The sequence below is a fragment of the Mycobacterium mantenii genome (assembly GCF_001667865.1).
Taxonomy (GTDB): domain Bacteria; phylum Actinomycetota; class Actinomycetes; order Mycobacteriales; family Mycobacteriaceae; genus Mycobacterium; species Mycobacterium mantenii_A.
Genome location: NZ_LZJP01000128.1, coordinates 76654 through 98644, shown reverse-complemented (window position 1 = coordinate 98644; position 21991 = coordinate 76654). Strand labels below are relative to the sequence as shown.

The window sequence follows — 21991 nt, the reverse complement described above, 5'->3', positions numbered from 1 at the left end:
TCCAACTCGCAGGCGCCGGGCGAGGACAACCCACTTTTTCCAGCGGATGCGACTACTGTCTTGGCATGGCCGATACACCCGGGAACGAGGCCGCCCGCCGCAGCCAGGAGTTGCTGCGCCGGGGGCGGGAACTCGCCGACGGGCACTCCATCACCGAGGCGGACGTGCGGCGCGCCGCCGAGCGTGCCGAGAGCGCCCATGCGCGTGACGAGGAAGCGCACCGCCGCGAGAGCCGTCGCCACTACGAGGCCGCCATCGCGCACGAGCGGGCCGCCGAAATCCAGGAACTCGCGGTCGCCGAGGGCCTCGGCGACGTCGACGCGCACAAACGGGCGGCGGAAAGAGAACGCGAAGCCGCCCGCCGCAACTTCGTCGCAGCTCAGGAAGCCGTCCACCCGGACGCCGATTAACCCCGCCACCGACGCCGCGCCACCTTCTGTTAGCCCCTTCTGCTACACCCTGTAGTGGAATGACCGGCGAGGGCTGGAACACTGGTCGTCATGGGAAGCAGTGATCAGGCGACCGCGCGCGTCGACGGGGGCCCCCGGCCCACGGCGGCGTCGGCCCGGTTGTTCGAGGATGCCTGCGCCGTCATTCCCGGTGGGGTGAACTCTCCGGTCCGCGCGTTCAGCGCGGTGGGCGGGACGCCGCCCTTCATCACCGAGGCGCGCGGCTGCCGGCTGACCGACGCCGACGGCAACCGGTACGTGGACCTGGTCTGCTCGTGGGGCCCGATGATCCTGGGTCATGCGCACCCGGCCGTCGTCGACGCCGTCGCCACGGCCGCCGCTTCGGGCCTGTCGTTCGGGGCGCCCACGCCGGCCGAAAGCGAACTGGCCGCCGAGATGATCGGCCGGGTGGCGCCGGTCGAGCGGATCCGGCTGGTCAACTCCGGCACCGAGGCCACCATGAGCGCGGTCCGGCTGGCCCGCGGCTTCACCGGCCGGGCCAAGGTGATCAAGTTCGCCGGCTGCTACCACGGCCATGTCGACGCGCTGCTCGCCGACGCCGGCTCCGGGGTGGCCACCCTCGGCCTGCCGTCCTCGCCGGGCGTCACCGGCGCGACGGCCGCCGACACAATCGTGTTGCCCTACAACGACATCGACGCCGTGCAACAGACCTTCGCCCGGTTCGGCGACCAGATCGCCGCGGTGATCACCGAGGCGAGCCCCGGCAACATGGGCGTGGTCCCACCCGCGCCCGGCTACAACGCGGCGCTGCGCACGATCACCGCCGAGCACGGCGCGCTGCTGATCATCGACGAGGTGATGACCGGTTTCCGGGTCAGCCGAAGTGGTTGGTACGGAATCGATCCCGTCGAGGCCGACCTGTTCACCTTCGGCAAGGTGATGAGCGGCGGCTTGCCGGCCGCCGCATTCGGCGGCCGGGCCGAGGTGATGGAGCGCCTCGCACCGCTGGGCCCGGTGTATCAGGCCGGCACCCTGTCGGGTAACCCGGTGGCGATGGCCGCCGGGCTGGCCACCCTGCGCAACGCCGACGCCGCCGCCTACGCCACCCTGGACGCCAACGCCGATCGGCTGGCCGGGCTGTTCGCCGACGCGCTCATGAATGCCGGTGTCGCGCACCAGATTCCGCGGGCCGGAAATATGCTCAGCGTGTTCTTCTCCGACACGCCGGTGACGGACTTCGCGTCCGCGCGCGCCACCCAGACGTGGCGTTACCCACCGTTCTTCCACGCGCTGCTGGACGCGGGCGTCTACCCGCCGTGCAGCGCATTCGAGGCGTGGTTCGTCTCAACCGCGCTGGACGACAGCGCGTTCGACCGGATCGCCGACGCCCTGCCGGCCGCGGCCCGGGCCGCCGCCGCAGCCGAGGAGGGGAAGTCCTGATGGCCGAGCACACCCGGGTGCACGTCATACGCCACGGCGAGGTGTACAACCCCAGCGGCATCCTCTACGGGCGGCTGCCCGGGTTTGCCCTCTCCGACAAGGGCCGGGCGCAAGCGGCCGCGGTGGCCGACGCGCTGGCCGACCGCGACATCGTCGCGCTGATCGCCTCGCCCCTGCAGCGGGCCCAGGAAACCGCCGCGCCCATCGCCGCCAAGCACGGCCTGGCCGTGGACACCGACCCGGACCTGATCGAATCCGCCAACTTCTTCGAGGGCAAACGGGTCAGCCCGGGCGACGGCGCCTGGCGCGACCCACGGGTGTGGTGGCAACTGCGCAACCCGTTCCGGCCGTCCTGGGGTGAGCCGTACGCCGAGATCGCCGCCCGGATGGAGACGGCGGTGGACAAGGCCCGCGCCCGCGGCGCCGGCCGCGAGGTGGTGTGCGTCAGCCACCAACTGCCGGTGTGGACGCTGCGGCTGCACGTGACGGGCCGGCGGCTGTGGCATGACCCGCGCCGGCGGGAGTGCGGCCTCGCATCGGTGACGACCCTGGTCTACGACGGCGACCGGCTGGTCGACGTCGAGTACAGCGAACCGGCGGCGCCTTGATCACCCGCCGACGGGCGATGACCGGGGCCGTGCTCGCGGCCCTGGTGCCTGCCCTGCTCGCCGGCTGCTCCTCGGGGCGCGACGCCGTCGCGCAGGGCGGCACCTTCGAATTCGTCTCGCCCGGCGGCAAGACCGACATTCACTACGACCCGCCGTCCGGCCGTGGCCGCCCCGGGCCGCTGGCCGGGCCCGACCTGGCCGACCCCGCGCACACGCTGTCGCTGGACGACCCGATCTTCGCGGGCCGGGTCGTCGTCATCAACATCTGGGGACAGTGGTGCGGGCCGTGCCGCGCCGAGGTCACCCAGCTGCAGCAGGTGTATGACGCCACGCGCGGCGCCGGGGTGTCTTTCCTCGGCATCGACGTCCGGGACAACAACCGGCAGGCCGCGCTGGACTTCGTCAACGACCGGCAGGTGACGTTCCCGTCCATCTACGATCCCGCGATGCGCACCCTGATCGCGTTCGGCGGCAAATACCCCACCACCGTGATCCCGTCCACGCTGGTCCTCGACCGTCAGCACCGCGTCGCGGCGGTCTTCCTGCGCGAACTGCTGGCGTCCGACCTGCGGCCCGTGGTGCAGCAGCTGGCCGGCGAGGCAGCCCCGGCGGGCCGGACGACCCCGGGACAGCAATGACCGGATTCACCCAGATCGCCGCCGCCGGACCGCTCTTGCTGGCCCTCGGCGTGTGCCTGCTGGCGGGCCTGGTGTCGTTCGCCTCGCCGTGCGTGGTGCCGCTGGTGCCCGGCTACCTGTCCTACCTGGCCGCCGTCGTGGGCGTGGACGAGCAGCCGCCGCAGGGCGCGATCAAGGCCCCGCCGGGCGCCCGCTGGCGGGTCGCGGGGTCCGCGGCCTTGTTCGTCGCCGGCTTCACCACGGTGTTCGTGCTCGGCACCGTCGCCGTCCTGGGAATGACGACCACCCTGATCACCAACCAACTGGTGCTGCAACGGGCCGGGGGAGTGCTGACCATCGTGATGGGGCTGGTGTTCGTGGGCCTGATCCCGGCGTTGCAGCGCCAGGCCCGATTCAGTCCACGACAGCTGACCACGGTCGCCGGGGCGCCGGTGCTGGGCGCGGTGTTCGCCCTGGGCTGGACGCCGTGCCTGGGGCCGACGCTGGCCGGCGTGATCACCGTCGCGTCGGCTACCGACGGCGCCAGCGTGGCGCGCGGAATCGCGTTGGTGATCGCGTACTGCCTGGGCCTGGGCATCCCGTTCGTGCTGCTGGCCTTCGGCTCGGCGGGCGCGGTGGGAGGCCTGGGCTGGCTGCGCCGGCACACCCGGGCCATCCAGGTCTTCGGCGGCGTGCTGCTGATCACCGTCGGCGCCCTGCTGGTCACCGGGGTGTGGAACGACTTCGTCTCCTGGCTGCGCGACGCGTTCGTGTCCGACGTGAGGCTGCCGATTTGAGGCAGCTTGTCGCCTGGACGCGCAACACCTGGCGCGCGCTGACCTCGATGGGCACCGCGCTGGTGCTGTTGTTCCTGCTCGCGCTCGGCGCGATACCGGGGGCGCTGTTGCCGCAGCGCAGCCTCAACGCCGGCAAGGTCGACGACTACCTGAAGGCCCACCCCGTGATCGGACCGTGGCTGGATCGGCTGCAGGCCTTCAACGTCTTCTCCAGCTTCTGGTTCACCGCCATCTACGTGCTGCTGTTCGTGTCGCTGGTCGGCTGCCTCACCCCGCGGATGATCGAGCACGTCCGCAGCCTGCGGTCCACCCCGGTGGCCGCCCCGCGCAACCTGGCCCGGCTCCCCAAACACGCCAGCCACCAGATCCAGGCCGACGCCGAACAGCTGAACGCCCTGGCCAACACGCTGACCGAACGGCTGCGCGGCTGGCGCACCGCCATCCGGCACCACCACGGCGGGCAGCCGGCGGACGCCCACGTCGTCGAGGTGTCCGCCGAGAAGGGCTACCTGCGCGAATTCGGCAACATCGTCTTCCACTTCTCGCTGCTGGGCCTGCTGGTCGCGGTGGCCGTCGGCAAGCTGTTCGGCTACGAGGGCAATGTCATCGTCATCGCCGACGGCGGACCCGGCTTCTGCTCGGCCTCACCCGCCGCGTTCGACTCGTTCCGGGCCGGCAACACCGTCGACGGCACCTCGCTGCACCCAATGTGCATCCGCGTCGACGACTTCGCGGCGCACTACCTGCCGTCCGGGCAGGCCACCTCGTTCGCCGCGAACATCGACTACCAGTCCGGCGACGACCTGAGCGCCAACAACTGGCGGCACTACCAGCTGGAGGTCAACCACCCGTTGCGGCTCGGCGGTGACCGGGTGTACCTGCAGGGGCACGGCTACGCGCCCACCTTCAGCGTCACCTTCCCGAACGGGCAGATCCGCACGGCGACCGTGCAGTGGCGACCCGACAATCCGCAAACCCTGCTCTCGTCGGGTGTGGTGCGCATCGATCCGCCCGCCGGCAGCTATCCCAACGCCGCGGAGCGCCGCAACCACGAGATCGCCATCCAGGGCCTGCTGGCGCCGACCGAGCAGCTGGAGGGCACGCTGCTGTCGTCGCGCTTCCCGGCCCTGGACGCCCCGGCGGTGGCCGTCGACATCTACCGCGGCGACACCGGGCTGGACACCGGCCGGCCCCAGTCGCTGTTCACCCTGGACCCGCGCCTGATCGAGCAGCACCGGCTGACCAAGGAGAAGCGGGTCAATCTGCGTTCCGGCCAGTCGGTCCGGATCGACCAGGGCCCGGCGGCGGGCACCGTGATCCGCTTCGACGGCGCCGTGCCGTTCGTCAACCTGCAGGTCTCGCACGACCCCGGCCAGACCTGGGTGCTCGTATTCGCCATCACCATGATGGGCGGTCTGGTGGTGTCGCTGGTGGTGCGCCGCCGCCGGGTGTGGGTCCGTCTGACGCCCGACGCCGGCGGGTCGCCCGGTACGGTGAACGTCGAACTGGGTGGCCTGGCGCGCACCGACAACTCCGGCTGGGGCGAGGAGTTCGAGCGGCTGTCCGAACGGCTGCTGACCGGGCTCGGCGACTTCGGCGCCGCTGGCGCCGCGAGGCCCCCCGCGTCGGACCGCGACGCGACACCCGCAGCGTCCAAAAGGAGTTCTGAGGTGGACGTCAAATGAATACGGTGCACGTCAACATCGAGCTGGCGCGCTACTCCGACTGGGCGTTCACGTCCGCCGTGGTGGCCCTGGTCATCGCGCTGCTGCTGTTGGCCTTCGAACTGGCGTACGCCGGCGGGCGCCGCGCGGAGCAGCGCGAACGGGTGCTGGCCGGCGCCGTCAGCGCCGACTCCGCCACCCCCGGGGTGGTCGACGAGGCAGCCCGGCGGCCGATCGACGAGCGGGCCGGCCGGGCCGGGCTGTCCGTGGTGTACCTGGGCATCGGGCTGCTGCTGGCCTGCCTGGTGCTGCGCGGCCTCGCGACCCTGCGCGTGCCGTGGGGCAACATGTACGAGTTCATCAACCTGACCTGCTTGTGCGGGTTGATCGCCGGGGCGGTCGTGCTGCGCCGCCCGCAATACCGCCCGCTGTGGGTGTTCTTGCTGCTGCCGGTGCTGATCCTGCTCACGGTGTCCGGGCGCTGGCTCTACACCAACGCCGCGCCGGTGATGCCCGCCCTGCAGTCCTATTGGCTGCCCATCCACGTGTCGGTGGTCAGTCTGGGATCCGGGGTGTTCATGGTCGCCGGCATCGCCAGCATCCTGTTCCTGCTGCGCACGTCGCCGCTCGGAGACCCAGAACACGCTCAGGACAGCGGGTTGAGCCGGCTGGTGCAGCGGTTCCCCGACGCGCAGACCCTGGACCGCATCGCGTATCGGACGACGATTTTCGCATTTCCGGTGTTCGGTTTCGGCGTCATTTTCGGGGCGATCTGGGCCGAAGAAGCCTGGGGCCGCTATTGGGGCTGGGACCCCAAAGAGACTGTGTCCTTTGTCGCCTGGGTGATTTACGCCGCGTACCTGCACGCCAGGTCGACCGCGGGATGGCGGGACAGGAAGGCCGCCTGGATCAATGTCGCGGGGTTTGTGGCCATGGTCTTCAACTTGTTCTTCGTTAACCTGGTCACTGTGGGCCTGCATTCTTATGCGGGCGTCGGGTGACGGTGCACAACCGGCCCGCGAAGCGCACAACACGGGAATAACGCACAACAAGGGGGAGTGCAGTGACCGAGCATCCAACGGCGGGCGTCGGGGCGCCCGAACAACCGACCACGCAGATACCCCAGCAGACGTCGCCGGCCGCAGACCAGCGGGACGCCGCCGAACCGCAGGCCGAGCCGGGTGGTGACGCCCCCACCCGCGCCTTCGCCGGGTTCCGCACCGAGCGCCGCGGCCCCGGCCCCGAGCGCCAGCAGGCCGCACCGCCCACCCCCGGCGGGATGCCACCGTGGGATCCCACGCCGATGACCGGCATCCCGCGCGTCGACCCGACGGCCTACGGCGCCTACTACACCGGCCCGGACGCGCCGCCCACCGAGGTGCACGGACCGCCGCCGCAACAGCGCCCGGAGCACCTGCCGCACACGCCGTATCCGGAGCTGTCCACCGGCATGCTGTTGCGACCGGTCGCGCCGCCGCCGTCGGACGGATGGCGCCTGCTGCTGTTCAAGCTGTCCGGCGGACTGATCAACCTGGGCGAGAGCCCGCGGGCCACCCGCTACAACAACCTCGTCGCCCAGGTGAACCGGCCCCTGCGGGGTTCCTATCGGGTGGCATTCCTGTCGCTGAAGGGCGGCGTCGGCAAGACCACGATCGCCGCGACGCTGGGCGCCACCTTCGCCTCCATCCGCGGTGACCGGGTGGTGGCCGTGGACGCCAACCCCGACCGCGGCACGCTGAGCCAGAAGATTCCGCTGGAGACGGCCGCGACGGTGCGTCAGCTGCTGCACGACGCCGGGACCATCGAGCGCTACAGCGACGTGCGCCGGTACACCTCCAAGGGGCCGAGCGGTCTGGAGGTGCTGGCGTCCGAAACGGATCCCGCCATCTCCGACGCGTTCAGCGCCGAGGACTACGCTCGTATCCTCGACATCCTGGAACGGTTCTACGGCCTGGTGCTGACCGACTGCGGGCCCGGACTGCTGCACTCGGTGATGAGCTCGGTGCTGGACAAGGCCGACGCCCTCGTCGTGGTCAGCTCGGCGTCCATCGACGGCGCGCGCAGCGCCTCGGCGACGCTGGACTGGCTGGATGCCCACGGCCACGAGGACCTGGTCCGCAACTCCATCGCGGTCATCAACGGGGTGAAGCCGCGCCCGGGCAAGGTCGACATGAACAAGGTGGTCGACCACTTCTCCCGGCGCTGCCGCGCTGTTCAGCTGGTGCCCTTCGATCCGCACCTCGAAGAGGGCGCTGAGATCGATCTGGACCGGTTGCGGCGCCGGACGCGCGAAGCGCTCACCGAGCTGGCCGCCATCGTCGCCGACGGGTTCCCCGGTGACCAGCACAACCCGGGCGTGCTCGGCTAGCTGCCCGCCTTGGGCGGCCGGCGGCCCGCCGCCGAACTAACGCGGGTTGTTGTCGCCGTGACCCAACCGCCGCAGGAAATCCGGATCGTCGTCGGGCCCGATGACGCGGGTCTTCGGCCGGTGGGCCTGCGATCGCGCCGCACGCCAGCCAACGTAGATCAGCGTCCCCAAAATCACGACGAGCAGCAGGTAGAGCACGCAACACCTCCTTTTGGCGAATATACCCGCGCCGTAGGCTCAGCCTGTGTCACAAGAAGCTAGCGACGACAGCACCGAACGCCCCGCCCCGGACGGGGGTACCGCCCAGCCCGGCGCGAACCGCGTCGCCGTCCACGTGGCGGTGTATATGGCGGCGCGGGTGCTGCTGGCGGTCGCGCTCACCGGCGTGATCTACGGTGTCGCGCGCTTGGCGGGCATCACGCAGTTCCCGATCGTGGTGGCCGTGCTGTTCGCCCTGATTATCGCGATGCCGCTGGGTATCTGGGTGTTCGCCCCGCTGCGCCGGCGGGCCACCGCCGCGCTCGCGATCGCCGGGGAACGACGCCGCCGGGAGCGCGAACTGCTCCAGGCCCGACTGCACGGGGATGTGCCGCCCGAGGCGACGCGCGGCGACGAGTGAGAGCGGCTCAGGCGTTCGGCAGCCGGACGACTTGCGCGGCATAGCTCAGGCCCGCGCCGTAGCCGAGCAGCAGGGCCAGATCGCCGGCCTTGGCCGCCCCGGTCGCCAGCACTTCGGCCATCGCCAGGGGGATGGATGCGGCCGAGGTGTTGCCGGTGTGTTCGATGTCGTTGGCGACGACCGCATCCGGACGCAGCTCGAGGCTCTTGGCCAGCACCTCGTTGATCCGGCTGTTGGCCTGGTGCGGCAGGAACACGTCGATCTCGTCGGGCCGGACGCCCGCCGCGTCCATGGCCTGCCGGCCGACTTTGCCCATTTCGAACGCCGCCCACCGGAACACCGCGCTGCCCTCGAGCCTCAGATACGGGCGCTCCCCGGTCGGGTTTTCGGTGTAGTCGATCCATTCGATGTCCTGGCGGATCGCGGTGGCCTGTGCCCCGTCGCTGCCCCACACGGTGGGGCCGATGCCCTGGTCGGGTGTCTCACCCACCACCACGCCGGCCGCGCCGTCGGCGAAGATGAAGCAGTTGCTGCGGTCTTGCATGTCCACGGTGGGGGACAGCTTCTCCGAACCGAGCACCAGGACCTTGGCGGCCGTCCCGCCGCGGATCATGTCGGCCGCCACACCGAGCGCGTAGCCGAACCCGGCGCACCCGGCCGAGACGTCGAAGGCCGGCACGCCGCCGGCGCCCACCGCCGTCGCGACCGCCGGGGCGCACGCCGGCGTCTGCAGGAAATGGGTGCTGGTGGCGACGATGACGCAATCGATGTCGGACGGCTCGAGGGAGGCCTTGGCGATCGCCTGCTGTCCGGCCGCGGTCGCCATCGAACTGGCGGATTCGTCGCGCCTGGCGAATCGGCGCGTCTTGATTCCGGTCCGCGAATAGATCCACTCGTCGGACGAGTCGATGTTCTCGCAGAGCTCGTCGTTGGTGACCACCCGCTCGGGGCGGTATGACCCGACGCTGAGCAAGCCGATGTTGGTGGGCCCGCTGGTCGCGGCAATCTGTTTCATTGCGGTCCTTCGCTGTCGCCCGAGCCGACGCAAAAGTACCCCAAACCGCTTGCCCGCAGGGGACCATTGCCTGTGCCTGCACCCAAGGTAACCCCTATGTCCCCAACGCCAGGGCCGCCGCCACCGCGATCGCCCACACCACCATCGCCAGCCCGGTGTCGCGCAGCACCGGGATGAGCTCCGGCCCGCCGCGCCCGGACCGCACCGGGGCCATGGCGCGCAGGGCCAGCGGCGTCGCCACCAGCCCCGCGACGCACCACGGTGTCGCCAGCATGAGCACCAGGGTCAGCACCCCGGCGGTCCCCAGCAGCGCCTGGTACAGGATCCGGGTGCGGGCATCGCCCAGCCGCACCGCCAGCGTGATCTTTCCCGAACGCGCGTCGGTCGGGATGTCCCGCAGGTTGTTGGCCACCAGCACCGACGAGGACAGCGCCCCGACCGACACGGCCAGCATCACGCCCACCCAGTCCACCCGTAGCGCCTGGGTGTACTGCGTGCCCAGCACGGCGACGAGCCCGAAGAACAGGAACACCGCGACCTCGCCAAAACCGGCGTAGCCGTAGGGCTTCGACCCGCCGGTGTACAGCCAGGCCCCGGCGATGCAGGCGGCGCCCACGGCGATCAGCCATGGCGCGCTGAACAACGCCAGCGCCAACCCGGCCAGCGCGCCGACCGTCAGGCTGGCGGCCGCGGCGGCCAGCACCGCGCGCGGCGCCGCCAGCCGCGAGCCGACCAGGCGCACCGGGCCGGCCCGGTCGTCGTCGGTGCCGCGGATGCCGTCGGAGTAGTCGTTGGCGTAGTTGACGCCGACGGTCAGTGCCAGCGCGACGGCCAGCGCCAGCAGCGCCTTCCACCACACCGCACAGTGCAGCCACGCCGCCGCGCCGGTGCCCGCGACGACGGGCGCCACCGCGTTGGGCAACGTCCGCGGCCGTGCACCCGAAATCCACTGCCCGAAACTGGCCACACGAACATCCTGCCAGGGTGCGGGCCTGCGATCCCCGTGCCCCGCAATCACCCCGGCGTCATGCACCACAATGGTCGAATGCTCGGAGTGATCGGCGGCAGCGGCTTCTACACGTTCTTCGGATCCGATGCGCACGACGTCGCCGTCGACACCCCGTACGGGCCGCCCAGCGCCCCGGTCACCGTCGGCGCCGTCGGCGACCACGAGGTGGCTTTCCTGCCGCGCCACGGCGCCAGGCACGAATTCTCCGCGCACACCGTGCCGTACCGGGCCAACATGTGGGCCCTGCGCAGCCTCGGTGTGCGGCGGGTGCTCGCGCCGTGCGCGGTCGGCAGCCTCAAGCCCGAACTCGGCCCGGGCGCGGTCGTGGTGCCCGACCAGCTGGTCGACCGGACCAGCGGACGCGCCGACACCTATTTCGACTCCGGCGGCATCCACGTCGACTTCGCCGACCCGTACTGCCCGACCCTGCGTGACGCGGTGACCGGCCTGCCCGACGTGGTCGACGGCGGCACCATGGTGGTGATCCAGGGGCCGCGCTTTTCCACCCGCGCCGAAAGCCAATGGTTCGCCTCCGTGGGGTTCTCTCTGGTCAACATGACCGGCTATCCGGAGGCCGTGCTCGCGCGCGAACTCGAAATGTGCTATGCGGCAATCGCTTTGGTGACCGATCTGGATGCCGGGGTGAGCGTCGGTGAGGGTGTGAAGGCCGTCGACGTGTTCGCCGAGTTCGAACGCAACATCGAGGTGTTCAAGAAGCTGGTGCGCCAGGCCATCGCCCGGATCGACGCCGACCGCAGCTGTACGCATTGCCTGCCGCACGCGGGAGTCACGTTGCCCATCGAGCTGCCGTGAGGGTGCTGCTGACCGGGGCGGCCGGCTTCATCGGTTCGCGGGTGGCCGCCGCGCTGCGGGCGGCCGGACACGAGGTGGTGGCCGTCGACGCGCTGCTGGCCGCCGCGCACGGCCCAAACCCGGTGCTGCCGAAGGGCTGTCACCGCGTGGACGTGCGCGACGCCGACGCGCTGGCCCCGCTGTTGGCCGGCGTGGACCTGGTGTGTCATCAGGCGGCGATGGTGGGTGCGGGCGTCGACGCCGCCGACGCCCCCGCCTATGGCGGCCACAACGACCTGGCTACCACCGTGCTGTTGGCGCAGATGTTCGCCGCCGGGGTGCGCCGCCTGGTGCTGGCTTCGTCGATGGTGGTCTACGGCCAGGGGCGCTATCACTGCCGGCGACACGGAGGCGTGGATCCGCTGCCGCGGCGGCGCGCGGACCTCGACGCCGGAACCTTCGAGCACCGTTGCCCGGTCGGCGGGGAGGAGCTGCACTGGCGCCTCGTCGACGAGGACGCCTGCCTGCGGCCGCGAAGTCTGTACGCCGCCAGTAAGACCGCGCAGGAGCATTACGCGCTGGCCTGGTCGGAGGCCACCGGCGGTTCGGTGGTGGCGCTGCGCTACCACAACGTCTACGGCCCCGGCATGCCCCGCGACACCCCGTATTCCGGGGTGGCGGCGATCTTCCGGTCGGCCCTGGAAAAGGGCGACCCGCCAAAGGTTTTCGAGGACGGCGGGCAGATGCGCGACTTCGTCCACGTCGACGACGTGGCCGCCGCCAACGTCGCGGCAGCACAGCGAGACGAGGGTTTTACCGCGCTCAACGTCTGCTCGGGACAACCGATTTCGATCCTGGAGGTGGCCGGCGCGCTGTGCGAGGCGCGCGGCGGTTCGCCATCCCCGGTGGTCACCGGGCAGTACCGCAGCGGCGACGTGCGCCACATCGTCGCCGACCCGTCCCGGGCCGCCGAGGTGCTGGGGTTCCGGGCGGCCATCGCACCCGTCGACGGGCTGCGCGAATTCGCGTTCGCGCCCCTGCGCTGAGCCTCAGCCCTGCGGTGGGCGGAAGATCTGGGGCTTCTGCGCGGGCATCTGCCGCGTCCCGGAGTCGTCACCGCGGAAGATCCGGGGCGCGTTGGCCAGCGGCGGTATCTCGGCGGTCGGCGGGTCGTTGTCCGCGCCGGCGGGGATGCGGGTGGTCGCGGCGGCCGACGGCCCGGCGCCCTGGCCGACCCGGACCCGGGTGGTGGGGGCCGCCGCATTCGCCGCCGCGGCGCGCCGCCCGCCGGCGCGGCGCTCCAGCCGTCGACCGCTCAGCTGTCCGGCGACGATTGCCGCCGCCAGGATGCCCAGCGCCAGGCCGCACAGCGTCACGTCGAAGGTGCTGGTGATCTGCTGAGCCAGGTTGTTGCCGTAGACCGGGTGCAGCGCAGGCGAATTGGGCGAGTCCGCGAACCGCGGCGCCAGTTCGACGCCGACGATGACGCGGGCGACGCTGAGCGTGGCGACCAGTCCGCACAGCGAGGTGACCATTCTCGCCGAGAGGGTGGGAAGCCTGCGGCGCAGCCAGATCGCCAGGACCGCGGTGCCCAGATCGAACGCGGCGAGCACGATGCTGGAGTACCGGGAGAACGGGTAGTTCAGAATCACGCCGACGACGAGGTCGGTGATCCTCATCAGCGTCGACCCCACGCACCAAACGGCGATGAGCAGCAACCCATTTCGGGTGGTTGCGCGCCACGCCGACTCCTCGGTCGGCGAGGCGTTGCGGTGGCCGAACAGCGCGCGCGGCGCGAACAGCGCCGCGCCGGCCGCCCACGCCAGGTAGCCCTCGAACCCGACCCCGGCGGTGGACGTGTTCTGCGCGATGCCGTGGAACGCGTCGAGGTCACGACCGACGGGCAGGAACCACACCAGGATCCCGGCGACCAGCGTCGACGCACCGAGCGCGACGATGGTCAACCGGCTTGCCCGGGCACTGCGCAGCAGCCACCGGGAGGCCACCAGGACCGCGACCAGCGCCACCACGCCGTACACCACCGCGGTCGCGATCACCGCGATGTTCTGCTTGCCGAATGCTTCGGCGCCGCCGGTGTTTTGCAGCGCGTACCGCATCCGCCAGTACAGGTTGACACCAAAGCTGAGCACCGCGGCGAGCATGGACAGCGAGCCGATGACCCGCGCCGATCGGTGCCAACCGGTGGATTCGTCGCCCGCCGGAATCGGTCCGGCGAGGGCGCCGGCCGGCACCGCCTGGGCGCTCAGCAGCGAGCCGGCGATCCCGGCCCAGGCCCCCGGGCCGACACCGCCCGGCACGTTGACCGTGCCGCCCAGGCGGACGGTTTCGTAGGCGTCGAACGCGACGAAGGCCAGCACCAGCAGGAGGTAGGGCACGTTGAGCGCAAGGCGCAGCCGGGCGGCCCGCGCGGGGTTGAACCGCGCGCCGGCCGACCGCCAGGAACCGGCGACGGCGACGGCGGCGACGGCCAGCACCGTCACCGCGATCAGCACGGCGAACAGGGTCGGGCTGCTGTTCGGGATCCCGACGCCGAAATAGAGATTCCACGGCAAGAACACCGCGAGAACGAGCAGTGCCAGCGCGGCCAGGTCGCCGAAGACCTGCCGGTGCCGCTTCGTCGCCGCGGCCTCCGGTCCGGCGCCGCCCGTGGCATGCGGGCGGATGATGCGGGGCGGCGGTGCTTGCTGAACCCCGCCGCTGATGGGGCCGGTAGGCGTGTCGTCGCTGCTCTGGCTCACCATGCCCCCCGGGATTCAAGGACCGATTTTTTTGGCGCAGTTTCGGGTGTTCGGCGAGGGATTACCCTGCCGAGCGGAATGCACTGCTCGCTTGCGAACATATTCTCCGTTCGGATGCCGTGGCAGTGGCTGATCGGCTGCCGGGGCGGAGATGATTCCGCGGTGAGGCGTCCTGTCGTTCGAAAAGCTGGTTACGCTGCGCTAGTAGACAAAGCATTCGCCTGAATGACTGATACTGCCAACGGTATCGCAAGTGTAATGATGCCGGGACATTGCCGGTTGCGGGGTAGCCGGGGTGAAGGAGAAGCGGGATGGACGTCGTTTTGGGGGTCGCGGTCACCGGACCCGTCGCCCGCTTGGCGCTCGTCGGGCCGGGTGCGCAGGGGGCCGACGTGATCGACCAATCCGTCGTCGATCTCGCCGACAATCCGATCGGGACGCTGACCGAGACCGTGGTTGGTACGAATCGGCTGCTGGCCGGCGAGAACCACCGCCTGGTCGGCACCCGGCTGTGCTGGACCGACCATCCCGCCGCCGACCAGCTGCGGCGGGCGCTGGAGGATTCCGGCGTCCACAACGTCGCGGTGCTCTCGGAATCGCAGGCGGTGGCCGCTCTGATGCGTGCGGCCGGTCGGCCCGGGGCGGCGCTGGTGATGGACGACGCGACCGCGACGCTGTCGATGGTGGGGTCTGCCGACGGCGATCCGGACGCGCCGCCGACCGTGTTGGCCTCCCAGCCGCTGGCGGGCGCCGCGGGCGGCGAAGCGACGGCCGCGTTCCACACGATGATGGCGAATCTGCGCGCCCACCCCGACGCCCCGCAGGATGTGTATCTGCTCGGTGCTTCCCCCGATCTGGATCGGGTCGCCGACGAGCTTCGCGACTCGTCGACCATGCGGGTGCGGGTCGCCGAGGACCCCACGTTCGCGCTCGCCCGCGGCGCCGCGATCGCCGCCGCGCCGGCGGCGGCGCTGCTGGCCGGGGACGCGACGGCCATGGCGCCGGCGGTCGGGCTGACCGGCGATGAGACCGCCATGGCGCCGGCGGCCGGGGACGCCACGGCGATGGTACCGGCGTTCGGGGAGGCCACGGCGATGGCGCCCGCGGCGGGGACCACCGGGGATGAGACGGCCTTCGTGCCGGCATCGGAGTTCGCGGACCCGAATGCCGAAGACCACCAGCTGGCCTATTCGATGGCCGACGAGGGCGAGCAGTACCCGGGCGAATTCGCCGAGTACGACCCCGAATTGGACGACTACGAGTACGGCGACGTCGACGAGGAGGCGCCGACGAAGCTGTCGCGGCGATCGCTGGTGATCGGCAACGCCGTCATCGCCTTCGCGGTCGTCGGGTTGGCGTCGCTGGCCACCGCGATCGCGGTCGCCGTCGAGCCGACCGCCAGCCAAAAGCCGGTGGTGGGAGTCCAAAACGGCACGCCGGGCAAGTTCATGCCGATCCTGCCGAGCCAGCAACTGGCGCCGCTGCCGCCGCCCCCGGTCGATCAGCCCAATGCCGGGTTCCAGGGCGGCACCGTCCCGGCTCCGAACAACCCGATTCCGCAGCAGGTCGCGCCGTCCGGCGGCGGCGTGCCGGCCGCTCCGGTTCCCCAGGCCCCGGTCAACCCGCCGAGCGTCGTGCCGAACCCCGAGCCCGGTTGGGCGCCTCGCCCCAATCCCATTGTGCCGATTCCGATTCCGATTCCCATCCCGATCCCGGGATGGGGGCCGAACTACCCGCCGTTCCACCCGCCGTACACCCCGCCCTCCACATCGCCGACCATCACGCCCTACACGCCGCCGACCAGCAGCCTCCAACCGCCGTCGACGACGACGTATTCGCCTCCGACGACCACGTATTCGCCGCCGAGCACCACCCACGAGGCGCCGACGACGACGTATTCGCCTCCGACAACCACGTATTCGCCGCCGAGCACCACGTACCAACCACCGACGAGCACGTACTCGCCACCGAGCACCAAGGCGACCACCCAGGCGCCGCAGCCGACGCACACCCAACAGACGGTGCCGCCGACGCATTCGCAGCCGCTGTTCCCGCAGGAGCCCCGCCCCCACCGTGGTTTCTGAGCGTGCCCGACACCGACAGTCTGGTCACGGTGATCCTGCCCTGCCTCAACGAAGAGGAGTCGCTGCCAGCGGTGCTGGCCGCCATCCCCGCCGACTACCGGGCGTTGGTGGTCGACAACAACAGCACCGATGACACCGCCGGGGTCGCGAGCCGGCACGGCGCCCGGGTCGTCGCCGAACCTCGGGCCGGGTACGGGTCGGCCGTCCACGCGGGTGTGATCGCCGCGACGACACCGATCGTGGCGGTCATCGACGCCGACGGGTCGATGGATGGCGGCGATCTGCCGCGGCTGGTCGCCGAGCTCGAAAAGGGCGCCGACTTGGTGACCGGGCGGCGCCGGCCGGTACCGGGGCTGCACTGGCCGTGGGTGGCCCGGGTGGGCACCGTCGTCATGAGCTGGCGACTGCGCACCCGGCACGGCCTGCCGGTGCACGACATCGCGCCGATGCGGGTGGCGCGGCGCGAAGCCCTGCTGCAGCTCGGCGTCGCCGACCGGCGATCGGGCTATCCGCTGGAATTGCTGGTGCGCGCCGCCGCGGCCGGCTGGCGCGTCGTCGAACTCGACGTCAGCTACGGCCCGCGGACGGGCGGCAGGTCGAAGGTCAGCGGCTCGCTGCGGGGCAGCATCACCGCGATTCTGGACTTCTGGAAGGTGATTTCGTGAGTGTCCTGCCGGTGACGCTCCTGGTGGTCGCCAAGGCCCCCGAGCCCGGCCGGGCCAAGACGCGGCTCGCCGCCACCGTCGGCGACCGCGTCGCCGCCGAAATCGCCGCCGCCGCACTGCTCGACACGCTCGATGCCGTGGCCGCCGCGCCGGTGGCGGCGCGGGTGGTGGCCCTCACCGGAGACCTGGACGCCGCCGCGAACGCCGACGAAATCCGGCAGCGGCTGGCGTCCTTCACCGTGATCGCCCAGCGCGGCGACGATTTCGCGGCACGGTTGGCCAACGCGCACACCGACGCGGCCGGCGGGCTTCCGGTGCTGCAGATCGGGATGGACACCCCCCAGGTGAGCGCCGATCTGTTGACCGGGTGCGCGCGCCGGCTGCTCGAGTCGCCGGCGGTACTCGGGTTGGCCCGTGACGGCGGCTGGTGGGCGCTCGGCGTCGGGGACGCAGCGCTGGCCCAGTGCCTGCGCACCGTTCCGATGTCCGTGCCCGACACCGGAGAGCTGACATTGAAGGCATTGCGCGACAGGGGAATTGACGTGTCGACCGTCCAGGAGCTGGCCGACGTGGACGTGGTCGACGATGTCGCGGTGGTGCGCGGCGCCTGCGCGCCCGCCAGTCGGTTCGCGCGCGTCACCCGCGCCGCCGGCCTCTAGCCGGGCGGTCGCCTACCAGTTCGTCAGGATGATCGTGTTGAGCGCGAGCGCGCCGGCGGCGTTGAGTGCCAACCAGATCCGGTGTGAGCGCACCGGCAGCAGCGCGGCCGCCGCGGTGAGCCAGATGGTGAACGGCAGCCAGATGCGTTCCACCTCGGCCTTGCTGAGCATGCTCAGGTCCGCGCACACGATGGCGGCCAGCATGCCCAGCAGCAGCAGGTGGAAACCGGAGCGGCGGCGGATGGCGGGCCAGTCGAACACCCTGCTGATGCCGGCGACACCACCCAACCCGATAGCGCACACCACGCACGCCAGGTTGGCCCAGCTCCAATACTGAAACGGCCGGAATTTGGCGATGCCCTGCCAATAGCGTTGCTGGACAAGGTTATAGCCGTCGAACCAGAAGAATCCCGCGACGGCGAAGGCCACCGCCACCGCGATCGCGGCCAGCGCCGCCGGACCCAGGGCCCGCAAGATGGCCCGCCAATCCGCCCAGCCTTTGTCCGGGTGCTGGGCGGCGGCCAGCACCGCCGCCGCCGGCAACCCCATCAGCATCAGGCCGTAGTTGCAGAACACGCCCCAGCCCAGCAGCAGACCCGCGCCCGCGGCCGTCAGCGCGGGGAAGCGAACGTCACGGTGCACCGCCACGGCCAGCAGCGCGATGCCCCACGCCGCCACCCCGGCGAAGTAGCCGTCGGCGGAGACCGCCACCCAGATCGCCGCCGGCGCCAGGGCGACGAACGGGGCGGCGCGCCGGGCGGTCGGCTCGTCGGCCAGCGCGCGCACGGCGATCACCACCGCAGCAGCCGCGCTCGAGCCGACCAGCAGGCACAGCAGCCCGGCCCAGGCGCCGCCGTGCAGGCCGAGCCGGTCCAGCCAGACGAATGTCAGCAGCGCACCGGGTGGATGCCCCGACACGTGGGTGGTCCACGAGTGCGGCTGGTAGTCCACGATCCGGCTCGCGAAGGTGCGCAGCGTGGCGGGGATGTCGGTGATGCTCGGCACCTGCGACAGGTACTCGTCGCGGGTGGTCAGCCGGCCGGCGAAGCCGCGCTGCCAGCCGTCGATCATCGCCAGCGCGAACGCCCACCCACACGCGGTGGCCCAACTGCCCAGCGTCAGCGCCCGCCACGAAAGGCGTTGCGCCAGAATCGGTCCCCACGCGACGACGGCGACCGCGATGGCGATGGCCGGCCCGGTTCCCCACCCGGCGTGGATCAGCCAATCGCCGAAGATCGGCGCGGCGCCGGCGTGGGTGGCGAACTTCTCGGGGCCGACATCGAGGCGTGGTCGCACCCCGATGTTCATCCGCGGCAGCACGAACGCCGCCACCACCAGCAGCAGCCCGACTGTGACCGCGACCGCCTCGCCCAGCGCCTCCCGTCTCGCGATCCTCACGGACGAACAGCCTATTGATCGCTCGCGCCGGCGAACCGGCGCATCAGCGCCGCCCGGTCGACCTTGCCGATGCCGCGGCGCGGCAGCGCGTCGACGATGTGCAGCTCGCGCGGCGCGGCGGTGGCGTCCAAGGTGCCCGCCACGTGCGCGCGCAGCGCCTCCAGGGTCGGCGCGGCGGATCCGTCGGCCACCACGATCGCGGCGACCACCCGCTGGCCCAGTCGGTCGTCGGCCACTCCGAACACGGCGCAATCGTCGACGGCGGGATGGGTGCACAGCGCCGCCTCGACCGGCTGCGGCAGCACGGTCAGCCCGCCGGTGCTGATCGCGTCGTCGGCGCGGCCCAGCACGGTCAGGACGCCCGCCTCGCTGACGGCGCCAAGATCGTCGGTCGCAAACCAGCCCGGCTCGGCGAAGGGATCCGGGTCGACCGGGTTGCGGTAGCCCTTGGCCAGGGTCGCGCCCCCGATGACGATGCGCCCGTCGACCGTCCGCACCCGCACCCCGTCCAGCGGGACACCGTCGTACACACAGCCTCCGGCCGTTTCGCTCATCCCGTAGGTGCGGACCACGGTGATGCCCGCCGCGGCCGCGGCGTCGAGGATCGGTCGCGGCGCCGGTCCGCCGCCGAGCAGCACGGCGTCGAGTTCGGCGAGGGCGGCCGCGGCCGCCGGGTCGCCGAGCGCCTTGGCCAGTTGCGCGGCCACCAGCGACGTGTAGCGCCGGCCCGAACCCAATGCCCTTATCGCGCTGGGTAATTCGGCGACGTCGAAGCCTTTGGTGACATCCATCTCGACCGGTGTCGAGCCGGCGAGCACGCTGCGTACCAGGACCTGCACGCCGGCGATGTGGTGGGGTGGCAGGGCGAGCAGCCAGCCGCCCGGCCCGCCGAGGCGGTCGTGGGTGGCCGCCGCGCTGGCCTTCAGGGCGACGGCGGTCAGCAACGCCCCCTTGGGAACCCCGGTGGTGCCCGACGTCGCCGCGACCAGGGCCACGTCGTCGTCGATGTCCTCGCCGACGCGCAGGCCCACCCGCAGCGCATCCGATTCGCGCTCGTCGCGTGCGGGCAGGGCGACCAGTGCGGGGTCGCGCCCCTCCAGCACGCGTTCCAGGGCGGGCAACAGCGACGAGGCCGCCGAGCCGGGCGGGACGTGCAGCGCGCGCAGTACGGCTATGCCGGATCCTCGGCCTCGTCGAACGGCCAACCCTGCGCCGCCAGCCGCACCCGCACCCGTTCGACATCGGACGGCGACGGCAGTTCGTCGGTGATCTGGGTGATCAGCACGCCGATGTCGACATCGTCGAACTCGCTGCGCCGGATCAGTTCGCAGGCCACGTCCTTGACCTCGTCGCCGGACAGCCGGCGGGCCAGCAACGCGAGCACCGGGAAGGTGTCCGTCGGCGGGACGCCTTCCGGATATCCCGCGCGCAGCCACGAGACAATCGAATTGAGGAATCCGTTCACGCTGTGACAACACCCCCCGGTGTGTGGCGTAGCAAATCGGTGGGCATCAACCGATGCTACTTGGGTTTGGCTCCGAGGAAAGCAGTGCCGGTGTGGTGGGCGATGAAGTCCCGGGAGATGTACAGCAGAGCGAAGGCGATCACCAGCAGCACCACGGCGTAGATCGCCCAGGCGATCGCCAGCATCGCCGGGTTCTTCTGCGGTGAGCTGCCGTCGGTGCTGACCTGTCCGGCGCCCACCGCGTGGAACCGCAGGCCCAGGGCGAACAGCCCCGGCAAGGCGGCCCCGGCCAGCATGGCGAAGACCAGGATTTTGAGGGAGGCCTCGTAGTTGAACCAGTCGCCGAAGTGACTCATCAAGCGTTCGCCTTCATCGTGGGGTCATCGGAGTCGTACCGGCGGGGGCTGCCGCCGAGGGTGGAGCCGGTGTCCGAGGGCGGGTGGCCGTGATCGTCGGCCTCTTCGAGCCCACTGGTCAGGTCGCCCTTCCATTCGGCGTTGACGTTGTTGTGGTCGACCTTGACCCTGCGCGACCGGATGTAGATGGTGGCCGAAACCGCGATCAGCAGCGCGAAGCCGACGATGGCGCCCGGGTACCCGCCGATCAGGTGCACGATCCAGTAGGTGAGCGCACCGACGAGCCCGGACAGCGGCAGCGTGACCAGCCACGCGACACCCATGCGACCGGCGACGCCCCAGCGGACCTCGCCGCCGGGCTTGCCCAGCCCGCTGCCCAGCACCGAGCCGGTGCAGACCTGGGTGGTGGACAGCGCGTAGCCGAAGTGGGCGGAGAGCAAAATCACTGCGGCCGAAGCGGATTCGGCTGCCATGCCCTGCGGCGACTGGATCTCCACCAGGCCCTTGCCCAGGGTGCGGATGATCCGCCAGCCGCCCAGATAGGTGCCGAGCGCCATCGACACCGCGCAGCCGACGATGACCCACAGCGGCGGCATGGCGGCGGTCTTGCTGACCGAGCCGTAGGACATCAGCGCCAAGAAGATGATGCCCATCGTCTTCTGCGCGTCGTTGGTGCCGTGCGCCAGCGAGACCAGCGACGCCGAGCCCCACTGGCCGTACCGGAAGCCGGACTCGGTGCGCTTGGTCGGGATGCCGCGGGTGATCCGGTAGACCAGCCAGGTGGCCACCGCGCCGACCGCGATGGCCAGGATCGCCGACACGACGGCCGGGATGATCGCCTTGGACACCACGCCCTTCCAGATCACCCCGTGCGCGCCGACGGCGGCGATGGTGGCGCCGACGATGCCACCGATCAGGGCGTGCGACGAACTCGAGGGGATACCGAGGAGCCAGGTGAGCAGGTTCCACACGATGCCGCCGACGAGGCCGGCGAAGACCAACTCCAGCGTCACGATGTGCCCGTCGATCAAGCCCTTGGCGATCGTCGCGGCGACGGCGGTGGACATGAACGCACCCACGAGGTTCAGCACCGCGGACAACGCGACAGCCACTTTGGGCTTGAGCGCGCCACTGGCGATCGAGGTCGCCATCGCGTTGCCGGTGTCGTGGAAGCCGTTCGTGAAATCGAAAGCCAATGCCGTGATTACGACAATGATCAAGAGGAACAATTGGATGTTCACAGCGCCTGATTCTGGTGGTAGGAGG

Annotated in this window: 22 protein-coding genes and 1 pseudogene; 14 read left to right on the top strand and 9 right to left on the bottom strand. The window is 71.1% G+C overall.

From position 1 onward, the window contains the following. Positions 1-65: 65 nt before the first annotated feature. The 8 genes from A5688_RS24920 (at position 66) to A5688_RS24885 (ending at position 7904) form a co-directional block, all read left to right on the top strand. Positions 66-410: a hypothetical protein gene (locus tag A5688_RS24920; protein WP_067909211.1), complete on the top strand. Its 345-nt coding sequence runs from the start codon at positions 66-68 to the stop codon at positions 408-410. 90 nt (positions 411-500) lie between these two features. Beyond that, positions 501-1850 (top strand): glutamate-1-semialdehyde 2,1-aminomutase, encoded by a 1350-nt coding sequence (gene hemL / locus A5688_RS24915; protein WP_067909214.1) that lies wholly within the window; start codon positions 501-503, stop codon positions 1848-1850. Continuing rightward, the gene (locus tag A5688_RS24910; RefSeq protein WP_067837051.1) at positions 1850-2458 is read left to right on the top strand and encodes a histidine phosphatase family protein; all 609 of its coding nucleotides are present in this window, start codon (positions 1850-1852) and stop codon (positions 2456-2458) included. Before hemL ends, A5688_RS24910 begins: the two co-directional genes overlap by 1 nt. Before the next feature lie 17 nt (positions 2459-2475). Then, positions 2476-3096: a TlpA disulfide reductase family protein gene (locus tag A5688_RS24905; protein WP_067837318.1), complete on the top strand. Its 621-nt coding sequence runs from the start codon at positions 2476-2478 to the stop codon at positions 3094-3096. Next, positions 3093-3872: a cytochrome c biogenesis CcdA family protein gene (locus A5688_RS24900; RefSeq protein WP_067837054.1), complete on the top strand. Its 780-nt coding sequence runs from the start codon at positions 3093-3095 to the stop codon at positions 3870-3872. Before A5688_RS24905 ends, A5688_RS24900 begins: the two co-directional genes overlap by 4 nt. Positions 3873-3919: 47 nt before the next feature. After that, positions 3920-5557, top strand: a complete 1638-nt coding sequence (locus tag A5688_RS24895) for a cytochrome c biogenesis protein ResB (protein WP_067837315.1) — start codon at positions 3920-3922, stop codon at positions 5555-5557. Next, positions 5554-6537 (top strand): c-type cytochrome biogenesis protein CcsB, encoded by a 984-nt coding sequence (ccsB, locus tag A5688_RS24890; protein ID WP_067837057.1) that lies wholly within the window; start codon positions 5554-5556, stop codon positions 6535-6537. The genes A5688_RS24895 and ccsB overlap by 4 nt, the downstream gene beginning before the upstream one ends. 62 nt (positions 6538-6599) lie before the next feature. Further along, on the top strand, positions 6600-7904 hold the full coding sequence (locus A5688_RS24885; RefSeq protein ID WP_067837060.1) for a MinD/ParA family ATP-binding protein: 1305 nt from the start codon (positions 6600-6602) through the stop codon (positions 7902-7904). 36 nt (positions 7905-7940) lie between these two features. Here the strand turns inward: A5688_RS24885 and A5688_RS27490 are convergent, their stop codons facing one another. Next, the gene (locus tag A5688_RS27490) at positions 7941-8102 is read right to left on the bottom strand and encodes a hypothetical protein (protein WP_085977768.1); all 162 of its coding nucleotides are present in this window, start codon (positions 8100-8102) and stop codon (positions 7941-7943) included. 46 nt (positions 8103-8148) lie between these two features. Here A5688_RS27490 and A5688_RS24880 point away from each other — a divergent pair, with 46 nt between their 5' ends. Further along, a complete protein-coding gene (locus tag A5688_RS24880) occupies positions 8149-8523 on the top strand; it encodes a DUF4229 domain-containing protein (protein ID WP_067837062.1) in 375 nt (124 codons plus the stop codon). 7 nt (positions 8524-8530) lie between these two features. On the opposite strand, the gene A5688_RS24875 is transcribed toward A5688_RS24880, so the two are convergent. Both A5688_RS24875 and A5688_RS24870 read right to left on the bottom strand, forming a co-directional pair. Further along, positions 8531-9538 carry a beta-ketoacyl-ACP synthase III gene (locus A5688_RS24875; protein ID WP_067837065.1) on the bottom strand — a complete coding sequence of 336 codons (1008 nt, stop codon included), beginning with the start codon at positions 9536-9538 and terminating at the stop codon, positions 8531-8533. A 94-nt stretch (positions 9539-9632) separates the two neighbouring features. Then, positions 9633-10505 (bottom strand): 1,4-dihydroxy-2-naphthoate polyprenyltransferase, encoded by an 873-nt coding sequence (locus tag A5688_RS24870; protein WP_067837068.1) that lies wholly within the window; start codon positions 10503-10505, stop codon positions 9633-9635. A 78-nt stretch (positions 10506-10583) separates the two neighbouring features. On the opposite strand from A5688_RS24870, the gene A5688_RS24865 reads away from it, so the two are divergent. Further along, a complete protein-coding gene (locus A5688_RS24865; RefSeq protein ID WP_067837321.1) occupies positions 10584-11360 on the top strand; it encodes an S-methyl-5'-thioadenosine phosphorylase in 777 nt (258 codons plus the stop codon). Beyond that, complete coding sequence (locus A5688_RS24860) at positions 11357-12385, top strand: NAD-dependent epimerase/dehydratase family protein (protein ID WP_067837070.1); 1029 nt, start codon at positions 11357-11359, stop codon at positions 12383-12385. The genes A5688_RS24865 and A5688_RS24860 overlap by 4 nt, the downstream gene beginning before the upstream one ends. Before the next feature lie 3 nt (positions 12386-12388). Here the strand turns inward: A5688_RS24860 and A5688_RS24855 are convergent, their stop codons facing one another. After that, a complete protein-coding gene (locus tag A5688_RS24855) occupies positions 12389-14101 on the bottom strand; it encodes a hypothetical protein (RefSeq protein WP_068268298.1) in 1713 nt (570 codons plus the stop codon). A gap of 308 nt (positions 14102-14409) precedes the next feature. Between A5688_RS24855 and A5688_RS24850 the strand changes: the two genes are divergently transcribed. The 3 genes from A5688_RS24850 to A5688_RS24840 are packed head-to-tail and all read left to right on the top strand — an operon-like array spanning position 14410 to position 17506. Then, on the top strand, positions 14410-16182 hold the full coding sequence (locus tag A5688_RS24850) for a hypothetical protein (protein WP_067837076.1): 1773 nt from the start codon (positions 14410-14412) through the stop codon (positions 16180-16182). Between the two features lie 2 nt (positions 16183-16184). After that, positions 16185-16847, top strand: a complete 663-nt coding sequence (locus A5688_RS24845; protein WP_082951295.1) for a glycosyltransferase family 2 protein — start codon at positions 16185-16187, stop codon at positions 16845-16847. After that, the gene (locus A5688_RS24840; protein ID WP_067909220.1) at positions 16844-17506 is read left to right on the top strand and encodes a TIGR04282 family arsenosugar biosynthesis glycosyltransferase; all 663 of its coding nucleotides are present in this window, start codon (positions 16844-16846) and stop codon (positions 17504-17506) included. The genes A5688_RS24845 and A5688_RS24840 overlap by 4 nt, the downstream gene beginning before the upstream one ends. 12 nt (positions 17507-17518) lie before the next feature. Here the strand turns inward: A5688_RS24840 and A5688_RS24835 are convergent, their stop codons facing one another. From A5688_RS24835 to A5688_RS24815, 5 genes and pseudogenes are all read right to left on the bottom strand, one after another. Further along, entirely contained in the window at positions 17519-18904 is a 1386-nt protein-coding gene (locus A5688_RS24835; RefSeq protein WP_067837082.1) for a hypothetical protein, read from the bottom strand. A gap of 11 nt (positions 18905-18915) precedes the next feature. Continuing rightward, positions 18916-20007: an o-succinylbenzoate--CoA ligase gene (gene menE, locus A5688_RS24830; RefSeq protein ID WP_067909298.1), complete on the bottom strand. Its 1092-nt coding sequence runs from the start codon at positions 20005-20007 to the stop codon at positions 18916-18918. Positions 20008-20075: 68 nt separating this feature from the next. Next, the gene (locus tag A5688_RS24825; protein WP_067909224.1) at positions 20076-20369 is read right to left on the bottom strand and encodes a DUF3349 domain-containing protein; all 294 of its coding nucleotides are present in this window, start codon (positions 20367-20369) and stop codon (positions 20076-20078) included. Positions 20370-20425: 56 nt separating this feature from the next. Then, entirely contained in the window at positions 20426-20725 is a 300-nt protein-coding gene (locus A5688_RS24820; RefSeq protein ID WP_067837089.1) for a hypothetical protein, read from the bottom strand. Between the two features lie 13 nt (positions 20726-20738). Beyond that, a pseudogene (locus A5688_RS24815) lies at positions 20739-21966 on the bottom strand (inorganic phosphate transporter). Positions 21967-21991: the final 25 nt, after the last annotated feature.